Origin of the sequence: Sphingomonas sp. ABOLG (genome assembly GCF_003950435.1) — a bacterium.
Classification (GTDB): Bacteria; Pseudomonadota; Alphaproteobacteria; order Sphingomonadales; family Sphingomonadaceae; genus Sphingomonas; species Sphingomonas panaciterrae.
This window is the reverse complement of the sequence record NZ_QQWW01000005.1, coordinates 82,879-106,778: the sequence shown is the minus strand read 5'-3', so window position 1 is coordinate 106,778 and position 23,900 is coordinate 82,879. Positions and strand designations below refer to the sequence as shown.

The 23,900-nt window shown below is 67.4% G+C and carries 23 protein-coding genes; 12 read left to right on the top strand and 11 right to left on the bottom strand.

What is annotated here, in order from left to right; all coding sequences use genetic code 11:
• Window positions 1–35: 35 nt before the first annotated feature.
• From CA236_RS07695 to CA236_RS07675, 5 genes are read left to right on the top strand one after another with little or no spacing between them, the layout of a single operon-like run.
• Complete coding sequence (locus tag CA236_RS07695; protein ID WP_125945168.1) at window positions 36–539, top strand: 2Fe-2S iron-sulfur cluster-binding protein; 504 nt, start codon at window positions 36–38, stop codon at window positions 537–539.
• Window positions 536–1,510 (top strand): xanthine dehydrogenase family protein subunit M, encoded by a 975-nt coding sequence (locus CA236_RS07690; RefSeq protein WP_125945167.1) that lies wholly within the window; start codon window positions 536–538, stop codon window positions 1,508–1,510. The genes CA236_RS07695 and CA236_RS07690 overlap by 4 nt, the downstream gene beginning before the upstream one ends.
• Entirely contained in the window at window positions 1,507–3,711 is a 2,205-nt protein-coding gene (locus CA236_RS07685; protein ID WP_125945166.1) for a xanthine dehydrogenase family protein molybdopterin-binding subunit, read from the top strand. Before CA236_RS07690 ends, CA236_RS07685 begins: the two co-directional genes overlap by 4 nt.
• A gap of 3 nt (window positions 3,712–3,714) precedes the next feature.
• A complete protein-coding gene (locus CA236_RS07680) occupies window positions 3,715–4,638 on the top strand; it encodes an XdhC family protein (protein ID WP_125945165.1) in 924 nt (307 codons plus the stop codon).
• Window positions 4,625–5,194: a nucleotidyltransferase family protein gene (locus CA236_RS07675; protein ID WP_125945164.1), complete on the top strand. Its 570-nt coding sequence runs from the start codon at window positions 4,625–4,627 to the stop codon at window positions 5,192–5,194. The genes CA236_RS07680 and CA236_RS07675 overlap by 14 nt, the downstream gene beginning before the upstream one ends.
• A 121-nt stretch (window positions 5,195–5,315) precedes the next feature.
• On the opposite strand, the gene grxD is transcribed toward CA236_RS07675, so the two are convergent.
• From grxD to CA236_RS07645, 6 genes are all read right to left on the bottom strand, one after another.
• Window positions 5,316–5,642, bottom strand: coding sequence for a Grx4 family monothiol glutaredoxin (gene grxD / locus CA236_RS07670; RefSeq protein WP_046409110.1), 327 nt, complete (start codon window positions 5,640–5,642; stop codon window positions 5,316–5,318).
• A 30-nt stretch (window positions 5,643–5,672) separates the two neighbouring features.
• Entirely contained in the window at window positions 5,673–5,906 is a 234-nt protein-coding gene (locus CA236_RS07665) for a BolA family transcriptional regulator (protein WP_046409109.1), read from the bottom strand.
• 1 nt (window position 5,907) lies between these two features.
• On the bottom strand, window positions 5,908–6,231 hold the full coding sequence (locus CA236_RS07660; protein WP_046409108.1) for a DUF1476 domain-containing protein: 324 nt from the start codon (window positions 6,229–6,231) through the stop codon (window positions 5,908–5,910).
• Window positions 6,232–6,301: 70 nt separating this feature from the next.
• Window positions 6,302–8,482: a sodium-translocating pyrophosphatase gene (locus tag CA236_RS07655; RefSeq protein ID WP_125945163.1), complete on the bottom strand. Its 2,181-nt coding sequence runs from the start codon at window positions 8,480–8,482 to the stop codon at window positions 6,302–6,304.
• A gap of 213 nt (window positions 8,483–8,695) precedes the next feature.
• Window positions 8,696–9,586 (bottom strand): thiamine-phosphate kinase, encoded by an 891-nt coding sequence (gene thiL / locus CA236_RS07650; RefSeq protein ID WP_125945162.1) that lies wholly within the window; start codon window positions 9,584–9,586, stop codon window positions 8,696–8,698.
• Between the two features lie 37 nt (window positions 9,587–9,623).
• A complete protein-coding gene (locus CA236_RS07645; protein WP_046409149.1) occupies window positions 9,624–10,301 on the bottom strand; it encodes an MBL fold metallo-hydrolase in 678 nt (225 codons plus the stop codon).
• A gap of 134 nt (window positions 10,302–10,435) precedes the next feature.
• Between CA236_RS07645 and pabB the strand changes: the two genes are divergently transcribed.
• From pabB to CA236_RS07615, 7 genes are all read left to right on the top strand, one after another.
• Window positions 10,436–12,208 (top strand): aminodeoxychorismate synthase component I, encoded by a 1,773-nt coding sequence (gene pabB, locus CA236_RS07640; protein ID WP_125945161.1) that lies wholly within the window; start codon window positions 10,436–10,438, stop codon window positions 12,206–12,208.
• 27 nt (window positions 12,209–12,235) lie between these two features.
• Window positions 12,236–13,435, top strand: coding sequence for a pyridoxal phosphate-dependent aminotransferase (locus tag CA236_RS07635; RefSeq protein ID WP_046409105.1), 1,200 nt, complete (start codon window positions 12,236–12,238; stop codon window positions 13,433–13,435).
• Window positions 13,436–13,657: 222 nt separating this feature from the next.
• A complete protein-coding gene (locus tag CA236_RS19255; protein WP_269430566.1) occupies window positions 13,658–13,792 on the top strand; it encodes a hypothetical protein in 135 nt (44 codons plus the stop codon).
• 125 nt (window positions 13,793–13,917) lie between these two features.
• Complete coding sequence (locus tag CA236_RS07630) at window positions 13,918–14,781, top strand: UDP-2,3-diacylglucosamine diphosphatase (RefSeq protein WP_125945160.1); 864 nt, start codon at window positions 13,918–13,920, stop codon at window positions 14,779–14,781.
• A 9-nt stretch (window positions 14,782–14,790) separates the two neighbouring features.
• Complete coding sequence (locus CA236_RS07625) at window positions 14,791–15,807, top strand: glycosyltransferase family 1 protein (RefSeq protein ID WP_125945159.1); 1,017 nt, start codon at window positions 14,791–14,793, stop codon at window positions 15,805–15,807.
• A gap of 107 nt (window positions 15,808–15,914) precedes the next feature.
• Entirely contained in the window at window positions 15,915–16,592 is a 678-nt protein-coding gene (locus tag CA236_RS07620; protein ID WP_046409102.1) for a DUF1013 domain-containing protein, read from the top strand.
• A 151-nt stretch (window positions 16,593–16,743) separates the two neighbouring features.
• A complete protein-coding gene (locus tag CA236_RS07615; RefSeq protein WP_125945158.1) occupies window positions 16,744–17,832 on the top strand; it encodes an MBL fold metallo-hydrolase in 1,089 nt (362 codons plus the stop codon).
• A 10-nt stretch (window positions 17,833–17,842) separates the two neighbouring features.
• Here the strand turns inward: CA236_RS07615 and CA236_RS07610 are convergent, their stop codons facing one another.
• The 5 genes from CA236_RS07610 to CA236_RS07590 all read right to left on the bottom strand — a co-directional run bounded on the left by CA236_RS07610 (window position 17,843) and on the right by CA236_RS07590 (window position 23,889).
• Complete coding sequence (locus tag CA236_RS07610; protein ID WP_125945157.1) at window positions 17,843–18,310, bottom strand: YaiI/YqxD family protein; 468 nt, start codon at window positions 18,308–18,310, stop codon at window positions 17,843–17,845.
• A gap of 43 nt (window positions 18,311–18,353) precedes the next feature.
• Window positions 18,354–19,925, bottom strand: a complete 1,572-nt coding sequence (gene purH / locus CA236_RS07605; RefSeq protein ID WP_125945156.1) for a bifunctional phosphoribosylaminoimidazolecarboxamide formyltransferase/IMP cyclohydrolase — start codon at window positions 19,923–19,925, stop codon at window positions 18,354–18,356.
• Window positions 19,926–20,083: 158 nt separating this feature from the next.
• A complete protein-coding gene (locus CA236_RS07600; protein ID WP_125945155.1) occupies window positions 20,084–21,823 on the bottom strand; it encodes a heparinase II/III family protein in 1,740 nt (579 codons plus the stop codon).
• Window positions 21,820–22,482: a ribulose-phosphate 3-epimerase gene (gene rpe, locus CA236_RS07595; protein ID WP_125945154.1), complete on the bottom strand. Its 663-nt coding sequence runs from the start codon at window positions 22,480–22,482 to the stop codon at window positions 21,820–21,822. Before rpe ends, CA236_RS07600 begins: the two co-directional genes overlap by 4 nt.
• Before the next feature lie 111 nt (window positions 22,483–22,593).
• Complete coding sequence (locus tag CA236_RS07590; protein ID WP_125945153.1) at window positions 22,594–23,889, bottom strand: transcription antitermination factor NusB; 1,296 nt, start codon at window positions 23,887–23,889, stop codon at window positions 22,594–22,596.
• Window positions 23,890–23,900: the final 11 nt, after the last annotated feature.

Below are 23,900 nucleotides of genomic sequence, written 5' to 3'. Positions count from 1 at the left end.
TTGGATCGTCTCGGCGAGTGGCGCATAGTACGCCCATGCGCTTCACCATCAACGGCAGCAAGCGCGAGGCCGATCCCGACATCCGCGCCTCGCTCCTCGACGTCCTCCGCGAGGAGTTTGCCCTGACGGGCACCAAGAAGGGCTGCGATCATGGCCAATGCGGCGCCTGTACGGTGCTGGTCAACGGGCGGCGGATCAATGCGTGTCTCACGCTGGCCGTGATGCACCAGGATGATGACATCCTGACGATCGAGGGGCTAGGCAGCACCGACTCGCTTCACCCGATGCAGGCGGCGTTCGTCCGCCATGACGGCTATCAATGCGGCTATTGCACGCCGGGGCAGATTTGCTCCGCAGTGGGCATGCTGGATGAAGTGGCCAGGGGCTGGCCCAGCCATGTCACCGACGATCTTTCCGCCCCAGCGCTGGATGATGCGGAGATCAGCGAGCGGATGAGCGGCAACATCTGCCGCTGCTCCGCCTATCCCAACATCGTCGATGCCATCCGCGACGTACATGCGCAGGAGCAGGAGGCGTGAAGACCTTCGACTACACCCGCGCGGAGAGCCCCGAAGCCGCCGTTCGCGCCGGCGGCCGCTTCATCGCTGGCGGCACCAATTTGCTCGACCTGATGAAGCTGCAGGTGGAAACGCCGGAAAGGCTGATCGACATCAGCCGGCTCGATCTGAATACGATCGAGGAACAGGACGGCGGCCTGCTGATCGGCGCATTGGTGCCGAACAGCGATCTTGCCGCCGACCCGCGCGTCATCGCCCTGTATCCGGCGCTCAGCCGCGCGCTGCTTGCCGGCGCCTCAGGCCAGCTCCGCAACAAGGCGACCACTGGCGGCAACCTCCTCCAGCGCACCCGCTGCTATTTCTTCTATGACACCCACGCGGCGTGCAACAAACGCGACCCCGGCAGCGGCTGCGATGCGATCGACGGGTTCAACCGAATCCACGCCATTCTCGGTACCAGCGACCAGTGTATCGCTACCCATCCGGGCGACATGCCCGTCGCGATGCGGGCGCTCGACGCGACCGTCGTCACGCTGAAGCCCGACGGCGATCGCCGCCGTATCCCGCTCGGCGATTTCTACTGCCCGCCCGGCGACACGCCGCATATCGAGACGGTGCTGGAACCGGGCGAACTCATCACTCACATCGCCCTACCCGCCCCGCCGCCCGGCGCGCGGCAGCTTTACCGCAAGGTGCGTGACCGCGCCTCCTACGCCTTCGCGCTGGTCTCGGTCGCCGGAGTCGTCGCGGTGGAGAATGGCACGATCACCCACGCGGCGCTCGCCTTCGGTGGCCTTGCACACCAGCCATGGCGCGATCCCGTGGTCGAAGCTGCGCTGGTCGGCAAGCTAGCCGAACAAGCCACCTTCGACGCCGCGGCCGACGCGCTGCTCACCGGCGCGCGCGGCTTTGGCCACAATGATTTCAAGATCCCGCTCGCCCGGCGCGTGCTTATCACCGCGCTGCGTGACCTTACCGGGGAGCCGGCATGAACGATCTCGCGATGGACGCGCCTTACCGTCCCGCGGCCCTCGACCGCGCGCAGCAGGGCCTGCTCGGCAAGCCGCTCGACCGTTACGAGGCACGCGAAAAGGTCAGCGGCGCGGCGCCCTATGCCTTCGAGCAGGCACCGGAAAACACCGCCTACCTAGCCGTCGTGCAGTCCAGCATCGGCCGCGGCCGGGTGACCGGCGTGGATGCGACCGAGGCAGAGGCTGCGCCCGGCGTGATCGCGGTCATCCATGGCGATCCGCGCATGCCGACCGGTGAGGGCAACTCGCGCGCCATGTCCGCGATCGGCAAGGACGAGGTGTTTCACTACGGCCAGGGCGTCGCCATCGTCGTCGCAGAGACGCAGGAAGCGGCCCGCGCCGCCGCCCGCCTTGTCACAGTCCGCTATGAGGAAAGCGCCGGACGGTTCGACGCCGCCGAAGTGGAAATTCAGCAGGACCACAAGCTCGGCTTCCTCCCGCCGGTGAACCGCGGCGATCTCGACGCGGCGCTCGCCGCCGCCAGGATGGTGGTCGACCGCACGTACACGACCCCGATCCACTTTCCCGCCGCGCTGGAGCCGCATGCCACCACGGCCTGGTGGGAGGGCGACAAGCTCATCGTTCGCTCCAGCAATCAGGTGATCGGCGCGGCCAAGTCCACGATCGCCACCGCGCTCGGCATCGATGCCGATCGCGTCCGCGTCCTCGCCCCCTATGTCGGCGGCGGGTTCGGCGGAAAGACGGGCGTCGGGCCCGAGGTGATCTTCGCCGCCATCGCTGCCGAAAAGGTCGGCCGCCCGGTGAAGGTCGCGCTCAGCCGTCGACAGACCGCCTATATGGTCCATCATCGCTCACCGACGACGCAGCGACTGCGCATCGGCGCTGATCATGAGGGACGGATCAGCGCGATCGGCCATGAAAGCGTCGCCTATCAGAATGACGACAGCGCTTTCCTTGAGCCGGTGCCGTTCGGCACGTTGCCGCTCTACGCCGGCGAGGCACGCCGTTTCCGCACCGATCTCGCCCGGATCGACTTGCCCGCGACGGGCGCGGTGCGCGCGCCCGGCGAGGCGATCGGCACCTTCGCGGTCGAATGCGCGATGGACGAACTGGCCCAGAAGCTTGGCCTGGACCCGATCGAGCTGCGCCGTCGCAACGAGCCGCCCCGCGATCCCACCACCGGCAAGCGCTTCTCCACCCGCCGCCTGCTCGATTGCTACGAGGAAGGCGCCCGCCGTTTCGGCTGGGACCGGCGCGAGGCGACGCCCGGGAGCCGGCGCGAGGGCGAATGGCTGATCGGCATGGGCATGGCCGCGGCGCTGCGCGGCAATTTCACCGTCAATGCCGAGGCCGAGGTGATCCTTGGCGATGACGGCCGCGCCACCGTGCGCACCGACATGACCGATATCGGCACCGGCACCTACACGATCCTCGCGCAGACGGTCGGCGACATGCTCGGCCTGCCGGTCGACGCGATCGACGTCGTGATCGGTGACAGCGATCTGCCGCCCAGCGCCGGCTCCGGCGGATCGTTCGGCGCGGGCAGCGCCTGCGCCGCCGCCGCGCTCGCCTGCGAGGACATTCTGGCCGAGCTCGGCCGCCGCATGAATGCGGCGCCGGAGGACATGCGCCTCAAGGACGGCGTCGTCGCCGCCGGCACCCGTACCAGCCCGCTTGCCGATCTCGTCCGTGGCTCGCCGATCGCCGCCAAGGGCAAGACCTCGCCCGGCAAAGAATCGCAGGCGACCAGCCAGGCAAGTCACGGCGCGCAATTCGCCGAAGTCGCGGTCAACGCCGTCACCGGCGAGGTGCGCGTGCGCCGCATGCTCGGCGTGTTCGATATCGGCCGCGTGCTCAACGTAAAGACCGCGAAGAACCAGATCGTTGGGGGCATGGTCTGGGGCCTTGCCTATGCGCTGAGCGAAGATGGCGTGGTCGACACCCGCAACGGTCGCTTCGTGAACCCCGATTTCGGCGAATATCACGTCGCCGTGAATGCCGACGTGCCGCAGATCGAAGCGTATTTCATCGAGGAAATCGACGATTCCGCCAATCCGGTCGGCGCGAAGGGCGTCGGCGAGCTCGGCATCGCCGGCTCGGGCGCCGCGATCGTCAACGCGATCCACAATGCCACCGGCGTGCGCATCTACGACATGCCCGTGACGCTCGACAAACTTCTCCCTCATCTCCCACCGGTGTGATCCATGGCCGATAACGACAGCGTCCTCTCCGCGGCTCAATCGTGGAAGGGCGCCCGCATGGCGCTCGCCACGGTCGTCTCCACCTGGGGTTCAGCCCCCCGCCCCCGCGGCAGCCACATGCTGGTGCATGAGGACGGCCGCTTCGAAGGTTCAGTCTCCGGCGGCTGCGTCGAAGGCGACATCCTCGACACCGCAGCGCAGGTGATTGCCGGCGCGCCGTTTGCGGTGAAGAAATACGGCGTCGCCGACGCCAGCGCGTGGGAAGTCGGCCTGCCGTGCGGCGGCGAGATCAGCGTGATGGTGCAACCGGTCTCGGCAGAGGGGTTCGACCCCGAACTGTTCGACCGCATCATCGAGGCCCGCGCGGACGGCGAGTCGCTCACCGTCACCACCGACCTTTCGACCGGCCACAGCGACCTGCGCCCTGTCGAAACGGGCGAGATCTTCGCCAACCGCTACGATCCGCCCCGCCGGCTGATCGTTGTCGGCGCAGTGCAGATTGCCCAGTCGCTCGTCGGCCTCGCCCGCACGCTAGGGATCGAGACGGTAGTGGTCGACCCGCGCGGCCGCTTCCTCACCGAGGAACGCTTCCCCGATACGGCGCTCGACGATCGCTGGCCCGACGAGGCCGTCGAGGCATACAAGCCCGGGCCCTCGACAGCAGTGGTAACGCTCAGCCACGATACCAAGATCGACGATCCCGCGCTCGTCGCCGCGCTCGCCGCCAATACCGGCTATGTCGGCGCGCTCGGCAGCCGCAAGAGCCACGCCGCGCGGCTTCAGCGGCTGGCGGAGGCCGGCGTCTCGGGCGATGATCTGGCGCGAATCGACGGCCCCGTCGGGCTCGACATCGGCGCGATCGGGCCGGCCGAAATCGCCCTCTCCATCGCCGGCGCGATGGTGAAGGCCTTCCATGATCGCGGCTGAGGACACCGCGCTCCTCCTGCTCGCAGCGGGCCAGTCGCGGCGCTTCGGTGCTGGTCCGAGCAAGCTAGACGCCGTGCTGGAGAGGCGACCGCTGGGTATCCATGTCGTGGAGACGCTAGCGGTTCTTCCCTTTCACGCCCGGCTCGCCGTCGTCAGGCGGAGCCTCATCGATTATGCCAGCCACGGCTATGCCACGATCGTGAATGACGATCCGGTGGGTGACATGGCGTCATCGCTGCGATTGGGCGTGCGGCGTGCCGCCGAAGTGAAGCCGCAGGCGCTGCTCGTCGTGCTGGCCGATATGCCCCGCGTCACCGCCGGTCACATCCAGCGACTGCTGGCGGCGGCGGATGGACCCTCGGCTATCGTCGCCTCCACGGATGGCGACGCTCCACGCCCACCGGCCGTGTTCGGTTACGCCCTTTTTCCGCTGCTTGAACGCCTGTCAGGCGATAGTGGCGCCCGCGACATCATTCGCCGCGGGAAGCACGTTCATGCACCCGCGGGCGAGCTGGTGGACATCGATACGCTGGAACAATTGCGCTCACTGGCCTGATCGCCGGAGCAGCGCTGGCTCAGGAACCGCCAGCCAGGCGCGCGCCAGGATCGAGCCGGTCGCACGTTCCAGCCGGAAGGGCGCACCATTATTACCGCGCACCCTTCCGGCAGATAATCAATCAGGCAGCCTTTGGCCCGTCCTTGATCAGCTCGGCCAGTTCCCCGCTCTCGTACATTTCCATCATGATGTCCGATCCACCGACGAACTCGCCGTTGACGTACAGCTGCGGGATCGTGGGCCAGTCCGAATAGGCCTTGATGCCCTGGCGGATCGCCTGATCCTGCAACACGTCGACGCTCTCGAAATCGGCGTTCAGATGCTGGAGGATAGCCACCGCCCGGCTGGAAAAGCCGCACTGCGGGAACAGCGGCGTGCCCTTCATGAACAGCACCACGGGGTTGTTCTTCACCACCGCGTCGATGCGGGCGTTGGTATCGTCAGTCATTCTTTGTCCTTCGCGTGAAGCGGCTGGCCGTTATTTCGGCACGCCCGTCGTCAACTGCAAGGCGTGGAGTACCCCGCCCATGCGACCACCCAGCGCGGCATAGACCGCCTGGTGCTGCTTCACCCGCGACATGCCGGCGAAGGACGCCGCGGTCACCCGCGCGGCATAATGATCGCCGTCGCCGGCCAGATCGGTGATCTCGACCTCGGCATCGGGGATCCCCTCGCGGATCAACGCCGCGATTTCGTCCGCCGCCATGGGCACGTTATTGTGCTTCCATCAGTTGGCGGCGCGCCTCGACGGTCTGCTTGTCGAGCGCCTCACGCACCTCGGCTTCGCCGATGTCGACGCCAGCCGCGGTCAGATCACCGACCAGCTTGCGGATCACGTCACCATCGCCCGCTTCCTCCAGATCGGCGTGCACCACCGTCTTGGCATAAGCGTCCGCTTCCTCGGGCGTCAGCTTCATCAGCCCGGCCGCCCACTGGCCAAGCAGGCGGTTGCGCCGGGCGATGATGCGGAAGGCAAGGTCCTCGTCGCGCGCGAACTTGGTCTCGAAGGCGCGCTCGCGATCGTCGAATGTGGTCATGGCTGCTGCGTTGCTCCTATTTCAACCCGGGATAGGCAGCGCAGCGGCCCGACGCAATATTGCTGCTGCCTCAGCCGCCGCCGGCCAGCGCCGCCAGCAACAGCAATGCCACGATGTTGGTGATCTTGATCATCGGATTGACCGCCGGACCGGCGGTATCCTTGTACGGGTCACCCACGGTGTCGCCGGTCACGGCCGCCTTGTGCGCCTCCGATCCCTTGCCGCCGTAATTGCCGTCCTCGATATATTTCTTGGCATTGTCCCACGCGCCGCCGCCGCTGGTCATCGACAGCGCGACGAACAGGCCGGAGACGATCACGCCCAGCAGCATCGCGCCAAGCGCGGCGAATCCCGACGCCTGGCCATCCACCGCGGTCACCACGAAATACAGCACGATCGGCGACAATACCGGCAGCAGCGACGGTATGATCATCTCGCGGATCGCCGCGCGGGTGACCAGATCGACGGTGCGGCCATAATTGGGGCGGCTCGTCCCCTCCATGATCCCGGGATTGTTGCGGAACTGGTCGCGCACTTCCTCGACCACCGCGCCTGCCGCCCGGCCGACCGCGGTCATACCGAACGCCCCGAACAGATACGGCAGCAGCGCGCCGAGCAGCAGCCCGACGATGACGTACGGGTTGGACAGGCTGAAATCGACCGCGATGTCGGGAAAATAGGTCTGCAGGTCAGTGGTATAGGCGCCGAACAACACCAGCGCAGCCAGCCCGGCAGACCCGATGGCATAACCCTTGGTCACCGCCTTGGTCGTATTGCCGACCGCGTCCAGCGCGTCCGTCTTGTGGCGAACCTCGTCCTCCAGGCCGGCCATCTCCGCGATACCGCCGGCATTGTCCGTCACCGGGCCATAAGCATCCAGCGCGACGACCATCCCGGCCAGCGCCAGCATCGAAGTGGCGGCAAAGGCGATGCCGATCACGCCTGCGAGCTTGTACGTCGCCACCACCGCGATCACGATCACCAGCGTAGGCAGCGCGGTCGCCTCCAGGCTGATCGCCAGCCCCTGAATGACGTTGGTGCCATGGCCGGTCTCGCTCGCCTTGGCGATCGACTTGACGGGGCGGTAGTTGGTGCCGGTGTAATATTCCGTGATCCACACGATCAGGCCCGTCACCGCCAGGCCGATCAACATGCACCAAAACAGGTCCATGCCGGTGAAGGCGTCCGCCGCCGGCGCGCCAGTGACCTCTGTCACGGTAAGATCGCCCGCCCCGCTGACGATCGTGTCGCTGGTCGCCTCAAGGAAACCAGCGGCGCCAATCGGCACGTTCAGGTCGCCGAGCGTCATCTGCGTCGCGACATAGATCGCCGGGATGGCAAGCAGCGCGGAGGTCCAGAACCCCTTGTACAGCGCGCCCATGATCGACCCCTTCGATCCCAGCCGCACCATGTAGGTGCCGATGATTGAGGTGATGATGCACACGCCGCCGACGATCAGCGGCAGGCTCATCAGGTTCATCAGCTCGGCAGGCGATGCCTGGATTAGCAGCGCGATCGAAATCATCGTCACGCCCAGCGTCACGACATAGGTTTCGAACAGGTCCGCGGCCATGCCCGCGCAATCGCCGACATTGTCGCCCACATTGTCGGCGATCACCGCCGGGTTGCGGGGGTCGTCCTCGGGGATGCCCGCCTCGACCTTGCCGACCAGATCGGCGCCGACGTCAGCGGCCTTGGTGAAGATGCCGCCGCCGAGCCGCGCAAAGATGGAGATGAGCGATGCGCCGAACGCCAGTGCGGTCAGCGCCTCGATGATCACGCGCGCGTTGGGCGCGTAGCCGCCCGGCCCGGTCAGATACCAGAAGAATCCCGCAATCGCGAGCAATCCCAGCCCCGCCACCAGCATCCCGGTGACCGCGCCGGAGCGGAACGCCATCGTCAATCCGCCCTGCAGCGTGCCCCGCGCAGCCTCTGCCGTACGAACGTTGGCGCGCACCGAGATATTCATGCCGACATAGCCGGCAACGCCCGACAGCACTGCGCCGATCAGGAACCCGACCGTCGAGAGGACGCCCAGGGTCGCAAAGATGATGACGGCGACGACCACGCCGACGATGGCAATCGTGGTATATTGGCGGCCAAGATAGGCCTTCGCCCCTTCCTGAATGGCGGCGGCGATGTCCTGCATCCGTTCATTGCCCGGAGAGGCTCGTAGGACTTGCTGGCTGGTGACGATGCCATAGACCACGGCCAGCAGGCCGCAGAGGATGGCGATATAGACCGTGGTCATCGCGTTCCTTCCCCTAACGTGGCCGATCGGCCCCGCCCCCGGGCGGTAACCGCCGGCCTCCTATGCTTATCGTTCTTGTATGACGGAGCGTAACCGTGCGGCAGGAAAGTGCAAGGCACCAATAATGGCCGGTTTTCGGGCAATCAGAGCGGCGTCCTGCCCGCAATGATGACTGATGATTTCCCGTCTTGACTGACGCTGGACTTTGATCGGTCAGGCGCGATGCTCGAAGCCGAGCCGCGGCGGCAGGGCAACAACCTCTCCGTTCTGGGTCAGGACCAGTCCCTTGCCCGCAGCAAAGCTGCCGATGCACGTCGAGATGCTGGTCGGCGCAACTTCCGGCGGCAGCGCGCACAAAAGCTGATAGTCATCCCCCGCCGTCGCCGCCGCCAGCACATCGTCACCGGCATAGCTGCGATAGGCGGTGGACAGCGGAACGCGATCGAGCGCGATGGTCAGGGCCAGCCCGCTCGCCGCCGCCATGCGCCAGCCGTCGATCAACAGCCCGTCGGACACGTCCATCATCGCATGCGCCAGCGGGGCGAGCGTCCGCCCTTCCGCAAGCCGCGGGCGCGGCCGGCGATAGGCGGCAATCAGCGCATCCGGGCCATCCCCCCGCTGGGCCGCCTTCAACCCCGCGCCCGCATCGCCGATCGTGCCCGTCACCCACAAACGGTCACCCGCCTTTGCGCCCGATCGCGCCGGGACCGCATCGGCCCGACCAAAAGCCGTCACCGTCAGCACGCGCGCCGCACCTTCGGGCAGCCCAACCGTGTCGCCGCCCAGCAATGGGCAGCCCAGCGCCGACAGGCAGGCGTTCAGTCCCGCAAGGAACGCCCGGTCCCAGCCGGTATCCGACAGCGGGTAATTCAACAGGATTCCGACCGGCTCCGCCCCCTTGGCGGCCAGATCCGACAAATTCACCGCCACCAGCTTCCACGCCACATCGCCAGGCGGATCGTCGGGCAGGAAGTGGACCCCCGCGATCATCGTGTCGGTGGTCATGACGAGGTCGCCCAGCCGTGCCACGTCGTCGCTCAGCCCCTGCGCCCCCTCATGCAGCGGCAGGCGGCGCAACGCGGCGATGAATTCGGCTTCCATCATGTCCTGGTCTCCAGCGCCGCCGGGCGGCCCAGCCGGGTCACGCCTCCAGCGCGCTGTCGCTCACGAACATGTTCCACTGCCGCTCATGCGCGAAGGTGGAAGGCTTGCCGTGCCCGGGGATGAACGCGGTCTCGCTGCCCAGCGGCCAGAGCTTGGTGACGATCGAGTTGATCAGCGTCTTGTGATTGCCCTGCGGCAGATCGGTACGGCCGACCGAGCCCTGGAACAGCACGTCGCCAACCTGCGCGAACTTGGACGGCGCGTGGTGGAAAATCACGTGCCCCGCAGTGTGCCCCGGCGTGTGATAGACGTCGAGCGTCAGTTCGCCCACCGTCACCGTGTCGCCATCCTCCAGCCAGCGATCCGGCTCGAACGGGACGCCGCGGATGCCCCAGTTGCGGCCATCGTCACCCAGCCGCGCCAGCCAGAAGCGGTCCTCCTCCTGCGGCCCCTCGATCGGCACGCCAAGCTCCTCGGCCAGCGGCTTCGCCTCGCCGGCATGGTCGATATGGCCATGGGTCAGCAGGATCTTCTCCGCCGTCACGCCAGCCTGCGCCAGCGCTGCCTTGATCTTGGGCAGGTCGCCACCCGGATCGATCACCGCCGCCTTCTTCGTCTTGGTGCACCAGATGATCGTGCAATTCTGCTCGATTGGCGTCACCGGGACGATCATCGCGCGCAGCGCTGGTTCGGTGGTCGCATCGGTCACGGGCATTTCCTCGAAAACTTGCGCTGGATGAGCGGCGCACATTGCTAGCCCGCAGATCGCCCTCACGGCAAGGCAGCAGCGTTGGCGCGGCGCACCAAGCGGGGTTGCCGCCATGGGCGGGGACGGGCATGGCGCCTTGTATGTCCCTCGCCGCACCCTTCGTGCTGCTCGACGATGCCCGGCCCGGTGGCGCGCCCGCACGCCTGTATCGCGATCCGGTGGCGATCATCGAAGCACATTCGGTGGATCAACTGGCGCCCGCGCTGACCAGCGTTCGCGAAGGCATCGCGGCGGGCCATCACGCGGCGGGCTTCATTGCCTATGAGGGCGGCGCCGCGCTGGAGCCGCATGTCGGGACGCTTCCCGCACCGGCCACCCCGCTCCTGTGGTTCGGCCTGTTCGCGGCGGTGGAGGAGCTATGCGCCCCCCACACGATCCTGCCCGCCCCGGACGGCGCATGGATCGGCGCGCTGGAACCCGCCATCTCGCGCGACGAATATGATGCGGCGCTGCGACAGGTGCTGGACCTGATCACCGCCGGCGACATCTATCAGGCGAACCTCACGTTCCGGGCGCGGGTGCCCTTTGCGGGCGATCCACTGGCGCTCTACGCCGCGGTGCGCACCCGCGCTGCTGCCGGATGGGGCGCGATCGTCGCCACCGGCGATCATCTGCTGCTCTCCTTCTCCCCGGAATTGTTCTTCCGCCTTGAAGGAGACACGCTCACCTGCCGGCCGATGAAGGGCACCGCGCGCCGCGATCCTGACCCTTCCCGCGACGACGACATCGCCGATGCGCTGGCCAGCGACGAGAAGCAGCGCGCGGAAAACCTGATGATCGTCGATCTGATGCGCAACGACCTGTCGCGGGTCGCCGCCGCCGGCAGCGTTAAGGTACCTGCGCTCTTTGCGGTGGAGCGATATCCGACGGTTCATCAGATGACCTCCACCGTCACCGCACGGCTCGCCCCCGGGCGCGACGCGATCGACGTGCTGTCGGCCCTTTTCCCCTGCGGTTCGATCACCGGCGCCCCGAAGGTTCGGGCCATGCAGGTGCTTCGCGAGATCGAACATGCGCCGCGCGGCATCTATACCGGCTCGATCGGGGCGATCGATTCCGGCGGCGACGCGCAGTTCAATGTCGCCATCCGCACGCTGGAGATCGCCGCGGGTGCGGATCACGCGACGCTTGGCCTTGGCGGCGGGATCGTCGCTGACAGCCGCGCTGACAGCGAGTGGGACGAGGCACTGGCCAAGGGCGCGTTCCTGACGCACGGCCAGCGAACCCCCGACCTGATCGAGACGATGCGCTTCGATCCCGATGCGGGCATCCTGCTCGTCGAGCGGCATCTGGCGCGTATGAAGGCCAGCGCCGCCCGCCTCGGCTTCGTCTTCGACCGGCATGACGCCCGCAATGAACTGCAGGCGGCGACCTTCCGGTTGCGGGCACCTGCTCGCATCCGGCTGTTGCTGAGCCACAGCGGCCGGATCACGATCGAGGTCGCGCCTGCTCCGCCCCCGATCCCCCGAACATTGCGCGTGGCGCTGGCACCCTTGCCGGTCGTCCCATTCGACTATCGGCTCCGCCACAAGACCAGCAGTAGACGCTTCTATGACGAGGCACGCCGCCGCGCCGGCGCTGACGAGGTGGTGTTCGTCGATCCGGACGGTTTCCTGACGGAAGGCAGCTTCACCAGCGTCTTCGTGGAACGTGATGGGCTGTTGCTCACGCCGCCCCTGACGCGTGGCCTTCTTCCCGGGGTGCTGCGCGCCGAGCTGATCGAGACCGGCCGCGCGGTCGAACACGAACTGACCGCTGATGATCTCGCGGCGGGCTTTCATGTCGGAAATGCGCTGCGCGGCCTCATGTCCGCGTTCGTGACAGTTGCGGAGCCGGGAGACGCCTCGCTATAGGCCGCGGCGCTTAAAGGAGCCGCCCCCATGAAGACGTCCGCCGCGCTCGATCGCATCAGCCCATCGCCCACGCTGGCGATCACCACCAAGGTGCAGGAGCTGAAGCGTGCCGGTATCGACGTCATCGGTCTGGGTGCCGGCGAGCCGGATTTCGACACGCCCGATTTCGTCAAGGAAGCGGCGATCGAGGCAATCCGCCGTGGCCAGACGAAATACACCAATGTCGATGGCACGCCCGAGCTGAAGGACGCGATCGTCGCCAAGTTCAAGCGCGACAACGGGCTCGACTACACCCCCGCCCAGATTAGCGTGAACGTCGGCGGCAAGCACACCTTGTTCAACGCCATGGTCGCGACCGTCGGCGAGGGGGACGAGGTGATTGTGCCGGCGCCCTATTGGGTCAGCTATCCCGATGTCGTGCAGTTCGCCGGCGGCACGCCGATCGTCGTCGCAGCGGGCCCGGAACATGGCTACAAGCTGACCCCGGCGATGCTGGAGGCCGCGATCACGCCGCGTACCAAGTGGCTAATCCTCAATTCGCCGTCCAACCCGACCGGCGCCGCCTATACCGCGGCCGAACTGAAGGCGCTGGGCGAGGTGCTGGAACGCCACCCCCACGTCTGGATCTTCGCCGACGATATGTACGAGCATATCGTTTATGACGATTTCCAGTTCGCCACGATCGCTCAGGTCTGCCCGTCGCTCTACGATCGCACGCTGACGGTGAACGGCTGTTCCAAGGCCTACGCCATGACCGGCTGGCGCATCGGCTTCGCTGGCGGCGCGCAATGGCTGATCAAGGCGATGGCGAAGCTCCAGTCGCAGTCGACCAGCAACCCCTGCTCGATCGCCCAGGCCGCGGCCGCGGCGGCGCTGAATGGCGACCAATCCTTCCTTGCGGAGCGCAATGCCGCCTTCAAGGCGCGCCGCGATCTCGTCGTCGGCATGCTGAACGACACGCCGGGCATCACCTGCCCGACGCCCGAAGGCGCATTCTACGTCTATCCCGAGGTCTCCGGCCTCATCGGCAAGACGACGCCCAAGGGGCAGAAGATCGAAACCGACAGCGATTTCGTCGGCTATCTCCTGGAGGAAGCGCGGGTCGCCGCAGTGCAGGGCGTGGCGTTCGGCCTCTCCCCGGCGATGCGCATCAGCTACGCGACCAGCGAGGAGATCCTTCGCGAGGCGTGCACCCGGATCCAGCAGGCGTGCGCCGCGCTGCGCTAGCAGCAATCTCGCGTCGACCAGCTTCAACAATCCGGCTAGGTCGGCGCACGAACGGACGTAAAAAAGGTTCCCGTAGGGAAACAGTTCCTTTCCTTGTTGACCATACAAGGGCAAGGGCCGCGTCCCTACATGCAAAACACGTGATGAACGGGGGCACCAGCCCCGGTTCAGGCGGTCGTGGCTACCACTGCGACGAACAGAAACGAGATACAGAGTACGCTTATGACCCGCCTCCTCAAGTCCAGCTTCCTGTGGCAGTTCGCCGGCGGGTTCCTGCTCGGTGCGGTCGGCCTGTTCACGCTCACGCCGACGACCGATCCGGTGACGGGCGCGCCGGTGGTCGAACAGGTTCGCTGATACGCTGACGACGGCCGTTACCAGGCCGTCACACGCCTGATACGAAGCTGCTATCAAAGCGTCATCGATCGGTGATCTGCCCGTAACCTGCCGCGGTTAGAGCTGCATGGCAGGGAGGGCCCGCCATGCCGACGACCGTCACGTTCGCCGACGTCACCGACCTTGCGGATTTCGCCAATTCGCGCCCCCATCTTCCCGAACGCGCCGTCGAACGGACGCGCTATCGCACCATCTGGATCAGCGATGTCCATCTCGGCACCCGCGGGTGCAATGCCGGGATGCTCATCGACTTCCTCGACCATGTCGACAGCGACACCATGTATCTGGTGGGCGATATCGTCGATGGCTGGCGGCTGCGGCGGAAATTCTACTGGCCGGCAGCGCACAGCGATGTCGTATGGCGACTGCTGAAACGCGCTGGGCGGGGGACGCGGATGATCTTCATCCCCGGCAATCATGATGAGGCGTTTCGCCAGTTCTGCGGCCTCGACTTCGGCGGCATCGCGATCCGCCGCAACGCTATTCACGTCACCGCCGACGGCCGTCGCCTGCTGGTGCTCCATGGCGACGAATTCGACGCGATCACTCTTGCGCATCGCTGGCTCGCCCATGTCGGCGACACTGCCTACAGCCTGCTAATGCTGGCCAATCGCGCGGTGAACGCCTTCCGTCGCCGCTTCGGGCTTCCTTATTGGTCGCTCAGCAAACATGCCAAGGCGCGCGTCAAGAACGCGGTCGCCTTCATTTCCCGCTTCGAGGAGATTGTCGCCGAGGCCGCCGGCGCGCGCGGGGTCGACGGCGTGGTCTGCGGCCATATCCACACCGCCGAGATGCGCACGATCGGCGACATCGCTTATTTCAACGATGGCGACTGGGTGGAAAGCGCCACGGCGCTGGTCGAGCATGTCGACGGGCGGATGGAGATCGTTCACTGGGCCGAGGTAATGGCCCGGCGCGAGGCGGCGGCCGTCCTCGCCATCGCAGCCTGAGCGCGCATCATGAAGATCGCGATCGTCACCGATGCCTGGGCGCCGCAGGTGAATGGCGTTGTGCGCACCCTCCAGTCGCTGGTCGGCGAGCTGACCACGATGGGCCACCATCCTTTGGTCATCGCGCCCGATGGCTTTCGCTCATTCCCCTGCCCCACCTATCCGGAGATCCGGCTGGCGGTGGCCAGCTCTCGCGCAGTGGGCAGCCGCATCGCCGCCTTCGGAGCGGAGGCGATCCATATCGCGACCGAAGGGCCACTCGGCTTCGCCGCACGCCGCTGGTGCCTCGACCGCGGCGTTCCGTTCACCACCGCCTATCACACGCAATTCCCGGATTATGTCGCCGCGCGCACCGGGTTGAGCCCGGCGTGGATCTGGCACCTTGTTCGCCGCTTCCACCAGCGCGCCGACGCCGTCCTTGTCTCGACCCCCACCATCCAGCACATGCTGGCCTCACACGGCATCTCGCACACGCTGCCCTGGGGCCGCGGCGTCGCGCGCGAGTTCACGCCGGACGGCGCTACGGATCAACATCTCGCCGCCCTGCCCCGCCCGGTCCTGCTGTACGTCGGCCGTGTCGCGACCGAAAAGAATGTCGCCGCCTTCCTCGCCGCCCCGCATCCGGGCAGCAAGGTGGTGGTCGGCGACGGCCCCGCCCTTCCCGACCTTCGCCACCGTTTCCCCAACGCACATTTCCTCGGCCCCCGCTTCGGCGAAGCGCTCGCCGCCTGCTATCGCACCGCCGACGTTCTGGTGTTCCCCAGCCGGACCGACACTTTCGGGTTGGTGATGATCGAGGCGCTGGCATGCGGGACGCCGGTGGCCGCCTATCCGGTGCCCGGCCCGATCGACGTCCTCTCCTCCGCCAGCGGCGTGATGGACGATGACCTCACCCGCGCGATCGCCGGCGCGCTGACGCTCGATCGGGCACGATGCGCGGCCGAAGGCAGGCGCCACAGCTGGCGCGCAAGCGCCGAGCAATTCCTGGCGGCACTCGTCCCGATCGCACTTCCGCGCGCCGCATAATGCGACGGCGCTTGCCCTGACGGCACGGGCACATTAAGTCACCACAGGTTAGGCGGCCGCTCCGGTAAGGGGCGGCCCTATTTGTTTATACCGAAAGGCTTTCCCGCATGGCCCAGCCGCTCATGCCCCACGCGACCGCTTCATGGCTCGTCGACAACACGTCGCTGACGTTCGAGCAGATCGCGGAATTCTGCGGTTTGCACGTGCTCGAAGTGCAGGCGATCGCTGACGATACCGCGGCGACCAAGCTGACCGGGCGCGATCCGGTGCGCGCACACGAACTGACCCAGGACGAGATCGAGAAGGGCCAGGCCAATCCCGACTATCGCCTGAAGATGACCAAGGGGCCGGAGCAGGTCCGCCGGACCAAGGGGCCGCGCTACACCCCTGTGTCGAAGCGTCAGGACAAGCCGGACGGTATCGCCTGGATCATCCGCAACCATCCGGAGATCACCGACGGGGCGATCTCCAACCTGATCGGCACCACGCGCACCACGATTGCCGCGATCCGCGACCGGACGCACTGGAACATTGGCAACATCACGCCGAAGGACCCGGTGACGCTCGGCCTGACCACGCAGCGTGAGCTGGACGCCGCCGTGGCCAAGGCCGCCAAGACCGCCGGCGTCGAGGCGCAGCCGACCGACACCCGCCTCGACGGCGACCGTGAGGCGCTGATCGAACAGTTGCGCGCCGAACGCGAGCAGGCATCGCGCGGTGCCGAAATGGCCGGCGACGAGGATGGCGTGTCGAAGTCGTTCTTCGAGGATCCGTTCCGCCGCTGATCCGCCGCCGTCACGGGCGGATGGCTGGTCCGCCACCGGCTGGCATGAACATTACAAGGGGCGCGGTTCCGGATGCCGGGATCGCGCCCTTTGCGCATCCAGGCGCAAATTCTCTCGACGTAACGAATGTTATGCTGATAGCGTCATCGCCATGGCGACGGCAATTCAACGCACGCTGATCGGGGATGAGGGGCTGACGCCCACCAGCTGGGCCGGTCTTACCTTTCCCTTCGGTGATCGTGGGCCGCAGCCCGGCGAACTGCTCACCCTGATGGACGGTATCCGCTGGTGGCGCGTGCCGATGTCGGGGCCGCTGAAACATGTGAACGGCCTGATCCTTGATGACGGCCCCGAACTGCTCGCGATCGACACCGGAACCGCCAGCCCCCGCTCAACCGAGGCATGGCGCACCATCCTGGAGGGGCCGCTCGCGGGCCAGCGAATCGGCAAGATCATGTGCACGCACATGCACCCCGATCACGTTGGCCTCGCCGGCTGGCTGTCGCGCCGGTTCGATGATGCCGACATCGTGATGACCCGCACCGAATGGCTGATGGTGCGTATGCTGGCGGGGGATTCGCGTCCCGAGGTACCCGAGGAGCAGCTCGCCTTCTGGCGCGGCGCTGGCTGGAACGAGGAACAGGTCGCGCATGGTGCCGGCCGTGGCTGGTCCAATTTCGGCAAGGCGATCGCGCGCATGCCGCTCACCTATACCCGCATCCAGGACGGCGAGGTGCTGCAGATCGGTGGCAGCGACTGGCATGTCATCACCGGCAACGGCCACAGCCCCGAACATGCCTGCCTGGTCGATTACGACCGCCGCGTCCTCGTCGCTGGCGATCAGGTGCTGCCGAAAATAAGCTCCAACATCTCGGTCCACGTCAGCCAGAGCAATGACGACCCGCTCGGCGACTGGCTGCGCTCGATCGAGAAGTTTCGCACCTTGCCGGAGGATCTTCTGGTCCTCCCCGGTCATGGCGACCCGTTCTACGGCCTGCACACCCGGCTCGACGCGCTGCGCGACGAACATATCGACCGGCTGGATGCGATCATCGACCTGATGGGCAGCGGCGCGGTGCGTGCGGTGGATTGCTTCAAGGTGCTGTTCCGCCGCCCGATCGGGCTCGACGTGATCGGCATGGCGACCGGCGAATCGCTCGCCCACCTCCGCCGGCTGGAGGTCGAGGGTCGCGCCGTGCGCGAGGAGAGCGGCGGCACCTGGTGGTACAGCCGCCGCTGATCGCGGGCTGCTACGCGCGCCGCGCCCGCAGCAGCTTGCCGAGCGCCTGATCCAGCGCCGACAGAAAGCGCGATCGGTCCTCCTTGCTGAACGGCGGCGGGCCGCCGATCCTGTCGCCACCCGCGCGCAGATCGGCCATGATCGCGCGCAACGCCACGGCATTGCCGATCGAACTGGTGGTGAAGGGCTTCCCCGCCGGCGAGATCACCGTCGCGCCCAGCTTCAGGCACCGGTCGGCCAACAGGATGTCAGCCGTCACGACCACCGTTGCGTCGCTCGCATGGGCAACGATCCAGTCGTCCGCCGCGTCAAAGCCATCGTTGACGACCACGCGCGCGATCAGCGGATGCTGCGGCACGCGCAGGTGCGCGTTGCTGACGATGGTGACCGGCACGTTCAGCCGATAGGCGACGCGATAGACCTCCTCCTTCACGGGACAGGCATCCGCATCGACCAGGATCGCGACCGTGGACGCCATCAGCCGCCCACGATCCACGATCCGTCGGTCACCGCGATCAGCCTCAATGGCGGAAATGCCGCATGCCGGTGAAGATCATCGCCAACCCGGCCTCGTCAGCCGCGGCGATCACCTCGGCATCGCGGATCGATCCGCCCGGCTGGATCACTGCGGTCGCACCGGCTTCCACTGCCGCGAGCAGGCCGTCAGCAAAGGGGAAGAATGCGTCGGAGGCGACGGCCGAGCCGATCGTCCGCGGCGCTGCCCAGCCGGCCTTGTCGGCGGCGTCCTTTGCCTTCCAGGCCGCGATCCGCGCCGACTCTAGTCGGTTCATCTGCCCCGCGCCGACACCCGCGGTGCTGCCCTCCTTGGCATAAACGATCGCGTTGGATTTCACATGCTTGGCGACCGTCCAGGCAAACCGGCAGTCGGCAAGCTCCTGCGCGGTGGGCTGGCGCTTGGTCACCACCTTCAGCATGTCGTCCGCCAACACGCCATTGTCGCGCGACTGCACCAGCCACCCGCCAGCGATCGTCTTTGCGGTCAGCCCGCCACGCGCCGGATCGGGCAGCGTCCCCGTCAGCAGCAGGCGCAGGTTCTTCTTCGCCGCGAACAGCGCAATCGCTTCCTCGTCGGCGTCGGGCGCCACCACCACTTCGGTGAAGATGCCGGTGATCGCCTTCGCCGTCGCCGCGTCCAGCGTGCGGTTCAGCGCGATGATCCCGCCAAATGCCGACACCGTGTCGCAGGCAAATGCCGCTTCATAGGCATCTGCCAACGTCGTCCCCGTCGCCACGCCGCACGGATTGGCGTGCTTCACGATCACGCAGGTCGGATCGGCGTCGCGGAACTCGCTGACCAGTTCCAGCGCCGCATCGGCATCGTTGAGGTTGTTGTAGCTCAGCTCCTTGCCCTGCACCTGCCGCGCCTGGCCGATGCCCGGCGTGCTCGGGCCGGCGGGACGATAGAAGGCCGCCTGCTGGTGCGGGTTCTCGCCATAGCGAAGCACGGTGGGCGCCTCGAGCGTGAAGGGCAGGGTCGCGGGAAACTGCTCCTTCTGGTCCTCCAGCCCGAACCAGCGGGCGATCATCGAATCATAGGTCGCCGTCGCGGCGAACGCCTTGGCGGCCAGCCGCCTGCGCTCCTCCAGCGTCGTCTCGCCGCGCGCGACGATGGCATAGTCCGCCGGATCGGTCACGATCGCGACATAGGCATGGTTCTTGGCTGCCGAACGCACCATGCTGGGGCCGCCGATGTCGATATTCTCGATCACCTCGGGCCGGTCCGCACCCTTCGCCACCGTCTGCGCGAACGGATACAGGTTCACCACGACCAGATCGATCGCGCCGATCCCATGCTCCTCCATCGCGTCGGCATGTGCGGCATCATCGCGCACCGCCAGCAACCCGCCATGAACCATCGGGTGAAGCGTCTTCACGCGCCCGTCCATCATTTCCGGGAAGCCGGTCAGGTCGGACACGTCGCGCACCGTCAGTCCGGCATCGCGAAGCGCCTTTGCCGTGCCGCCGGTGGACACCAGTTCCACGCCCTTTTCGGCGAGCGTTCGGGCGAGATCGACGATCCCCGTCTTGTCGGACACGGACAGAAGGGCGCGGCGGATGGTGATGGCGGTCATGACACTCTTTCCGCTCCTCCACGATCGGGAGGAGCAAGGGGTGGGTGGGTGACGGATCGCGCGCGAGTCGCTGATCGTCACGATGCGACGTGCAGCCCCCTAGCGGTGCCGGCGCGCGCCCCCAAGCCCTCGTGCGCCGCCGCGGCGGAAGAAATCGCCTATCGCGCGCGTTTGAGCACCCAGCCGACGGTCGCGCCGCCCGCTTCGGCCATGCCGCTCACGACCAGCTGCTGAGTTGTTACCGGGCGACCATCACCATCGATCCACAGGCTGTCGTCGATCGCCAGCGATCCGCCCCGCGTTCGGAATTGCCACATCGCGCCGCCCGGCACGCGCAGCACCGCCCCCATGCCGTCCGCCGTCGGCGACGCCTCCACCCCGCGGCCCAGGTGAAAGCGGATGGCGAACGGCTTTGGCCCCATCGGGCGCCGCCGCCCCTTGGGCAGCAGGACGTCATCGCCGCGCAGTTCCTTGCCATCCTCGGTCAGCACCAACTGCCGCCGGTGGACGAAGCCGTGGCGACGGACATAGCCGTCGTGGCTCGCCTCGATCCGACTCGCATTTTCCGATTCCTGCCGGCTCAGCTCGACCTCGCCGACCCCCCGACCCAGCGTGCCGTCCGCGTGAATCGCGGTTGAGTTGGTATCGGCCAGCGTCAGCGTCGAATGCGCGGCGGTGGTGCGCAGCGCGGAGACCAACGCCTTGGGCAGCCCGGACATGGCCGCATTCGCGCCGCCGCAGTTGACGATGATCCGCGCCGGCCCATCGGAAAGTTCGAACGCCAGCGTGGAGGCGCAGCCGCCTTCCACGACCCTCGCGACCGGCGGTGGCGCTGCATCGACCAGCACCACGGCCGTGCCGGCGACCAGCCGCTGATATCCCCAGTCGCGTGGCTGCCGCAGCGGCCGGGTGCGTACGCCGCTCGCCTCGATAACCTGCGCCACCCGCTCGGCCGGCACCGGCCCGCCGCTCTGCCAGCTTGCGAGACCCCGGTCGGCGTGACACACGGCCAACAGCGCCGGCACCATGCGCGCAAGCGTACCCTGGATGCCCTCGGGCAATTCGAGCCGGCGGGTGATGTACGTCTCGCGCAGCATCGCCAGGAGGCCGATCATGTCCAGCAGCGCTTCGGGCGAGCGGCTGACCGCACCGCCATCCTCGAACACCGCGCCCGCCAGCGCGCGCATCAGCCCCGCCTCGCCAAAGCTGCGGCGCGGATCCCCGCCCGGGATCAGCAACCCCGCAGCAATCACCCCGCACCACGCCGCCACCCGCGCCGGCCCGATCGGCGCCTTGTCCGCGCTGGTGTCGAGGTGCCGCGCACCGCGCGCCAGCGCGTTCAGCACCTTGGATCGGTAGACCAGATCGGTCGACGACAGGATCAGCGGGGCATGCGCGGTCCAGAACAGGATGCGCCGCCCCCACAGCTCGGGCCGCCACGCCAGCGCCGTCACCCGCTCACCATGTGCGGCAAGCCACCGCGACATCAGATCCTCGGCGATCGGTGCCCCTTGCGCCCGCGTCGCCACGCTGGACAGGTCGCGCAGCCAGCCGAAACTGTGAAGATAATCGGCAAAGGGCGCCGAAGGCTGAAAGGTGCGCAGGTTCAGCCCTGCAATGTCATGCCGTTCACCGCGGAAGGCCAGTTGCCCCGCGAGCAGCGACTCCCCGCGCGCGATGTCGCCGAACAGGGGATCGTCGGGCACCGCGATCAGCTTCAGCGGATAACGGCCCTTCAGCCGCAGCCCGTGAATCGGCGTCCGCCAGGTCAAGCGATGAAAACGGTCGGTTAGCCGTTCGGCGAGCGACAGCCCCTTGTCGCCGCCGACACGGACCAGCCGCTTGCCTTCGTCTATCCCGTCCGGGACGGCTGCAGGATCACGGACGCCTTCGCTCATGCGCCCCGCAGGGCTCGGATATTGGCGGCATAGGCCTCAGGCCCGCCGCGGAACGTCGCAGTCCCCGCCACCAGCGCGTCGGCGCCAGCGTCGATCGCCAGCGGCGCAGTGCGCTGATCGATACCCCCGTCGACCTGCAAATCGATGTCGCGCCCGCTCGCATCGATCATCTTGCGGATCGCCGCGATCTTGCGCAGCTGGCTGTCGATGAAGCTCTGACCGCCGAAGCCCGGGTTCACGCTCATCACCAGTACCAGGTCGACCATGTCGATCAGGTAATCCAGCATCTTGGCCGGGGTACCGGGGTTGAGCACCACGCCCGCCCGCTTGCCCAGCGACTTGATGTGCTGAAGCGACCGGTGGATGTGCGGTCCAGCCTCAGGATGAACGGTGATCGTGTCCGCCCCGGCCTCGGCAAAGGCATCGAGATAGGCGTCGATCGGCGAGATCATCAGATGCACGTCGAACGGCTTGTCGGTGTGCGGGCGAAGCGCCTTCACCACCGCCGGCCCGATCGTGATGTTGGGCACGAAATGCCCGTCCATCACATCGATGTGGATCCAGTCGGCGCCCGCCGCATCGATCGCGCGAACCTCCTCGCCCAGCTTGGCAAAGTCAGCGGAGAGGATCGAAGGCGCGATACGGACAGGCTTGGTCATGGAACTCACTGTGGATCGGCCCGCGCCCGCCGGCTTCGCTGCACGCGTGCAGGAACCCGGATCAGCGCGAACGAATGGACGTGTCGCTCAGATGCTTAACGTGCGATTTGATCAGGCGGAAGCACGCACGAGCCGGACGATGAAAAACCCGTCGCACCCGCCCGCATCTTCCAGCGTCCCCGGCAGCGTGCGGAGATAGCCGCCGCTCTGCGCCGCGAACCCGTGGGGCAATTCACCCGGCTGTGGCGGCTCGAGGGCATAATCGGGATGCTCAGCCAGAAACCGCTCCAGCTGCGCCTCGCCCTCCTCCGGCTCCAGCGAACAAGTGGCATAGACCAGCCGCCCGCCCGGCCGCACCCATGCGGCGGCGCGATCGAACAATTGCGCCTGCAGCGCGGCCATGTCGGCGATGATGCCAGCATGCGCGCGATACAATACGTCCGGGTGTCGCCGGAAAATGCCCGTCGCGCTGCACGGCGCATCGAGCAGCAGGGCATCGACCGGTTCGCTCGGCGCCCAATCCATCGCGTCGGCGATCACGACCGTCGCCGGCTGCTTGGTCCGCGCTAGATTCTCGTGGAGGCGCGCGGCGCGCGACGGCGATATTTCCAGCGCCGTCACGTCCCAACGGGCCGCCGCCAGCTGCATCGTCTTTCCCCCCGGCGCGGCGCACAGGTCAAGCGCGCGGCCCGGCCCCCGCCCGATCAACCGCGCGGGAAGCGAGGCGGCCACGTCCTGCACCCACCAGGTGCCTTCCGTGAAGCCCGGCAATTGCGCCACCGGCGCCGCATCGCGCAGCCGCCGCTGGTCGGCTGCCAGACTGTCCCCCTCGGGCGCCAGCGCATCAGGGGCGGCGAGCGTCAGGTCCAGCGGCGGCGGCACCGCGATGGCGCGGGCGGCGGCTGCCACCACGTCCTCACCCCATGATGCGCGCCAGCGCGCGGCGATCGCCGGCGGCAGCGCGGGAACATCCGGCAGGGTCGCACCCCCGCGTGTTAGTGCCCCAAACACACCATGGACCAGCTTGCGCGGCCCGCCATCGACCAGCGGCAGCACCGTGGCGATCGCGGCGTGCGGCGGGGTGCCCAGCGCCAGCGTCTGCACCAGCGCGATGCGCAGTGCGGAACGCGCCTTGGCATCTTCGGGGAGCACCTGGCGGGTCGCCGAATCGATCAGCGAATCAAGGTCGGGCAGGCGGCGCAGCGTCTCGGCCGCAATCGCATGGGCGAGGCCGCGATCCGGCCCCTCCAGTCCGCGCGTCGCCTGCGGCAGGGCCGCCTCCAGCGGTTCACCCCGCCGCAACACCGCATCGAGCAGGCGGAGCGCGGCGCGGCGCGGCGCGGTGCCGGGCGGATCCGCCGGGCGACGATGATGGACAGGCGGGCGGGGCTTGGCGGAAGAAGACATCGCGCCCATGT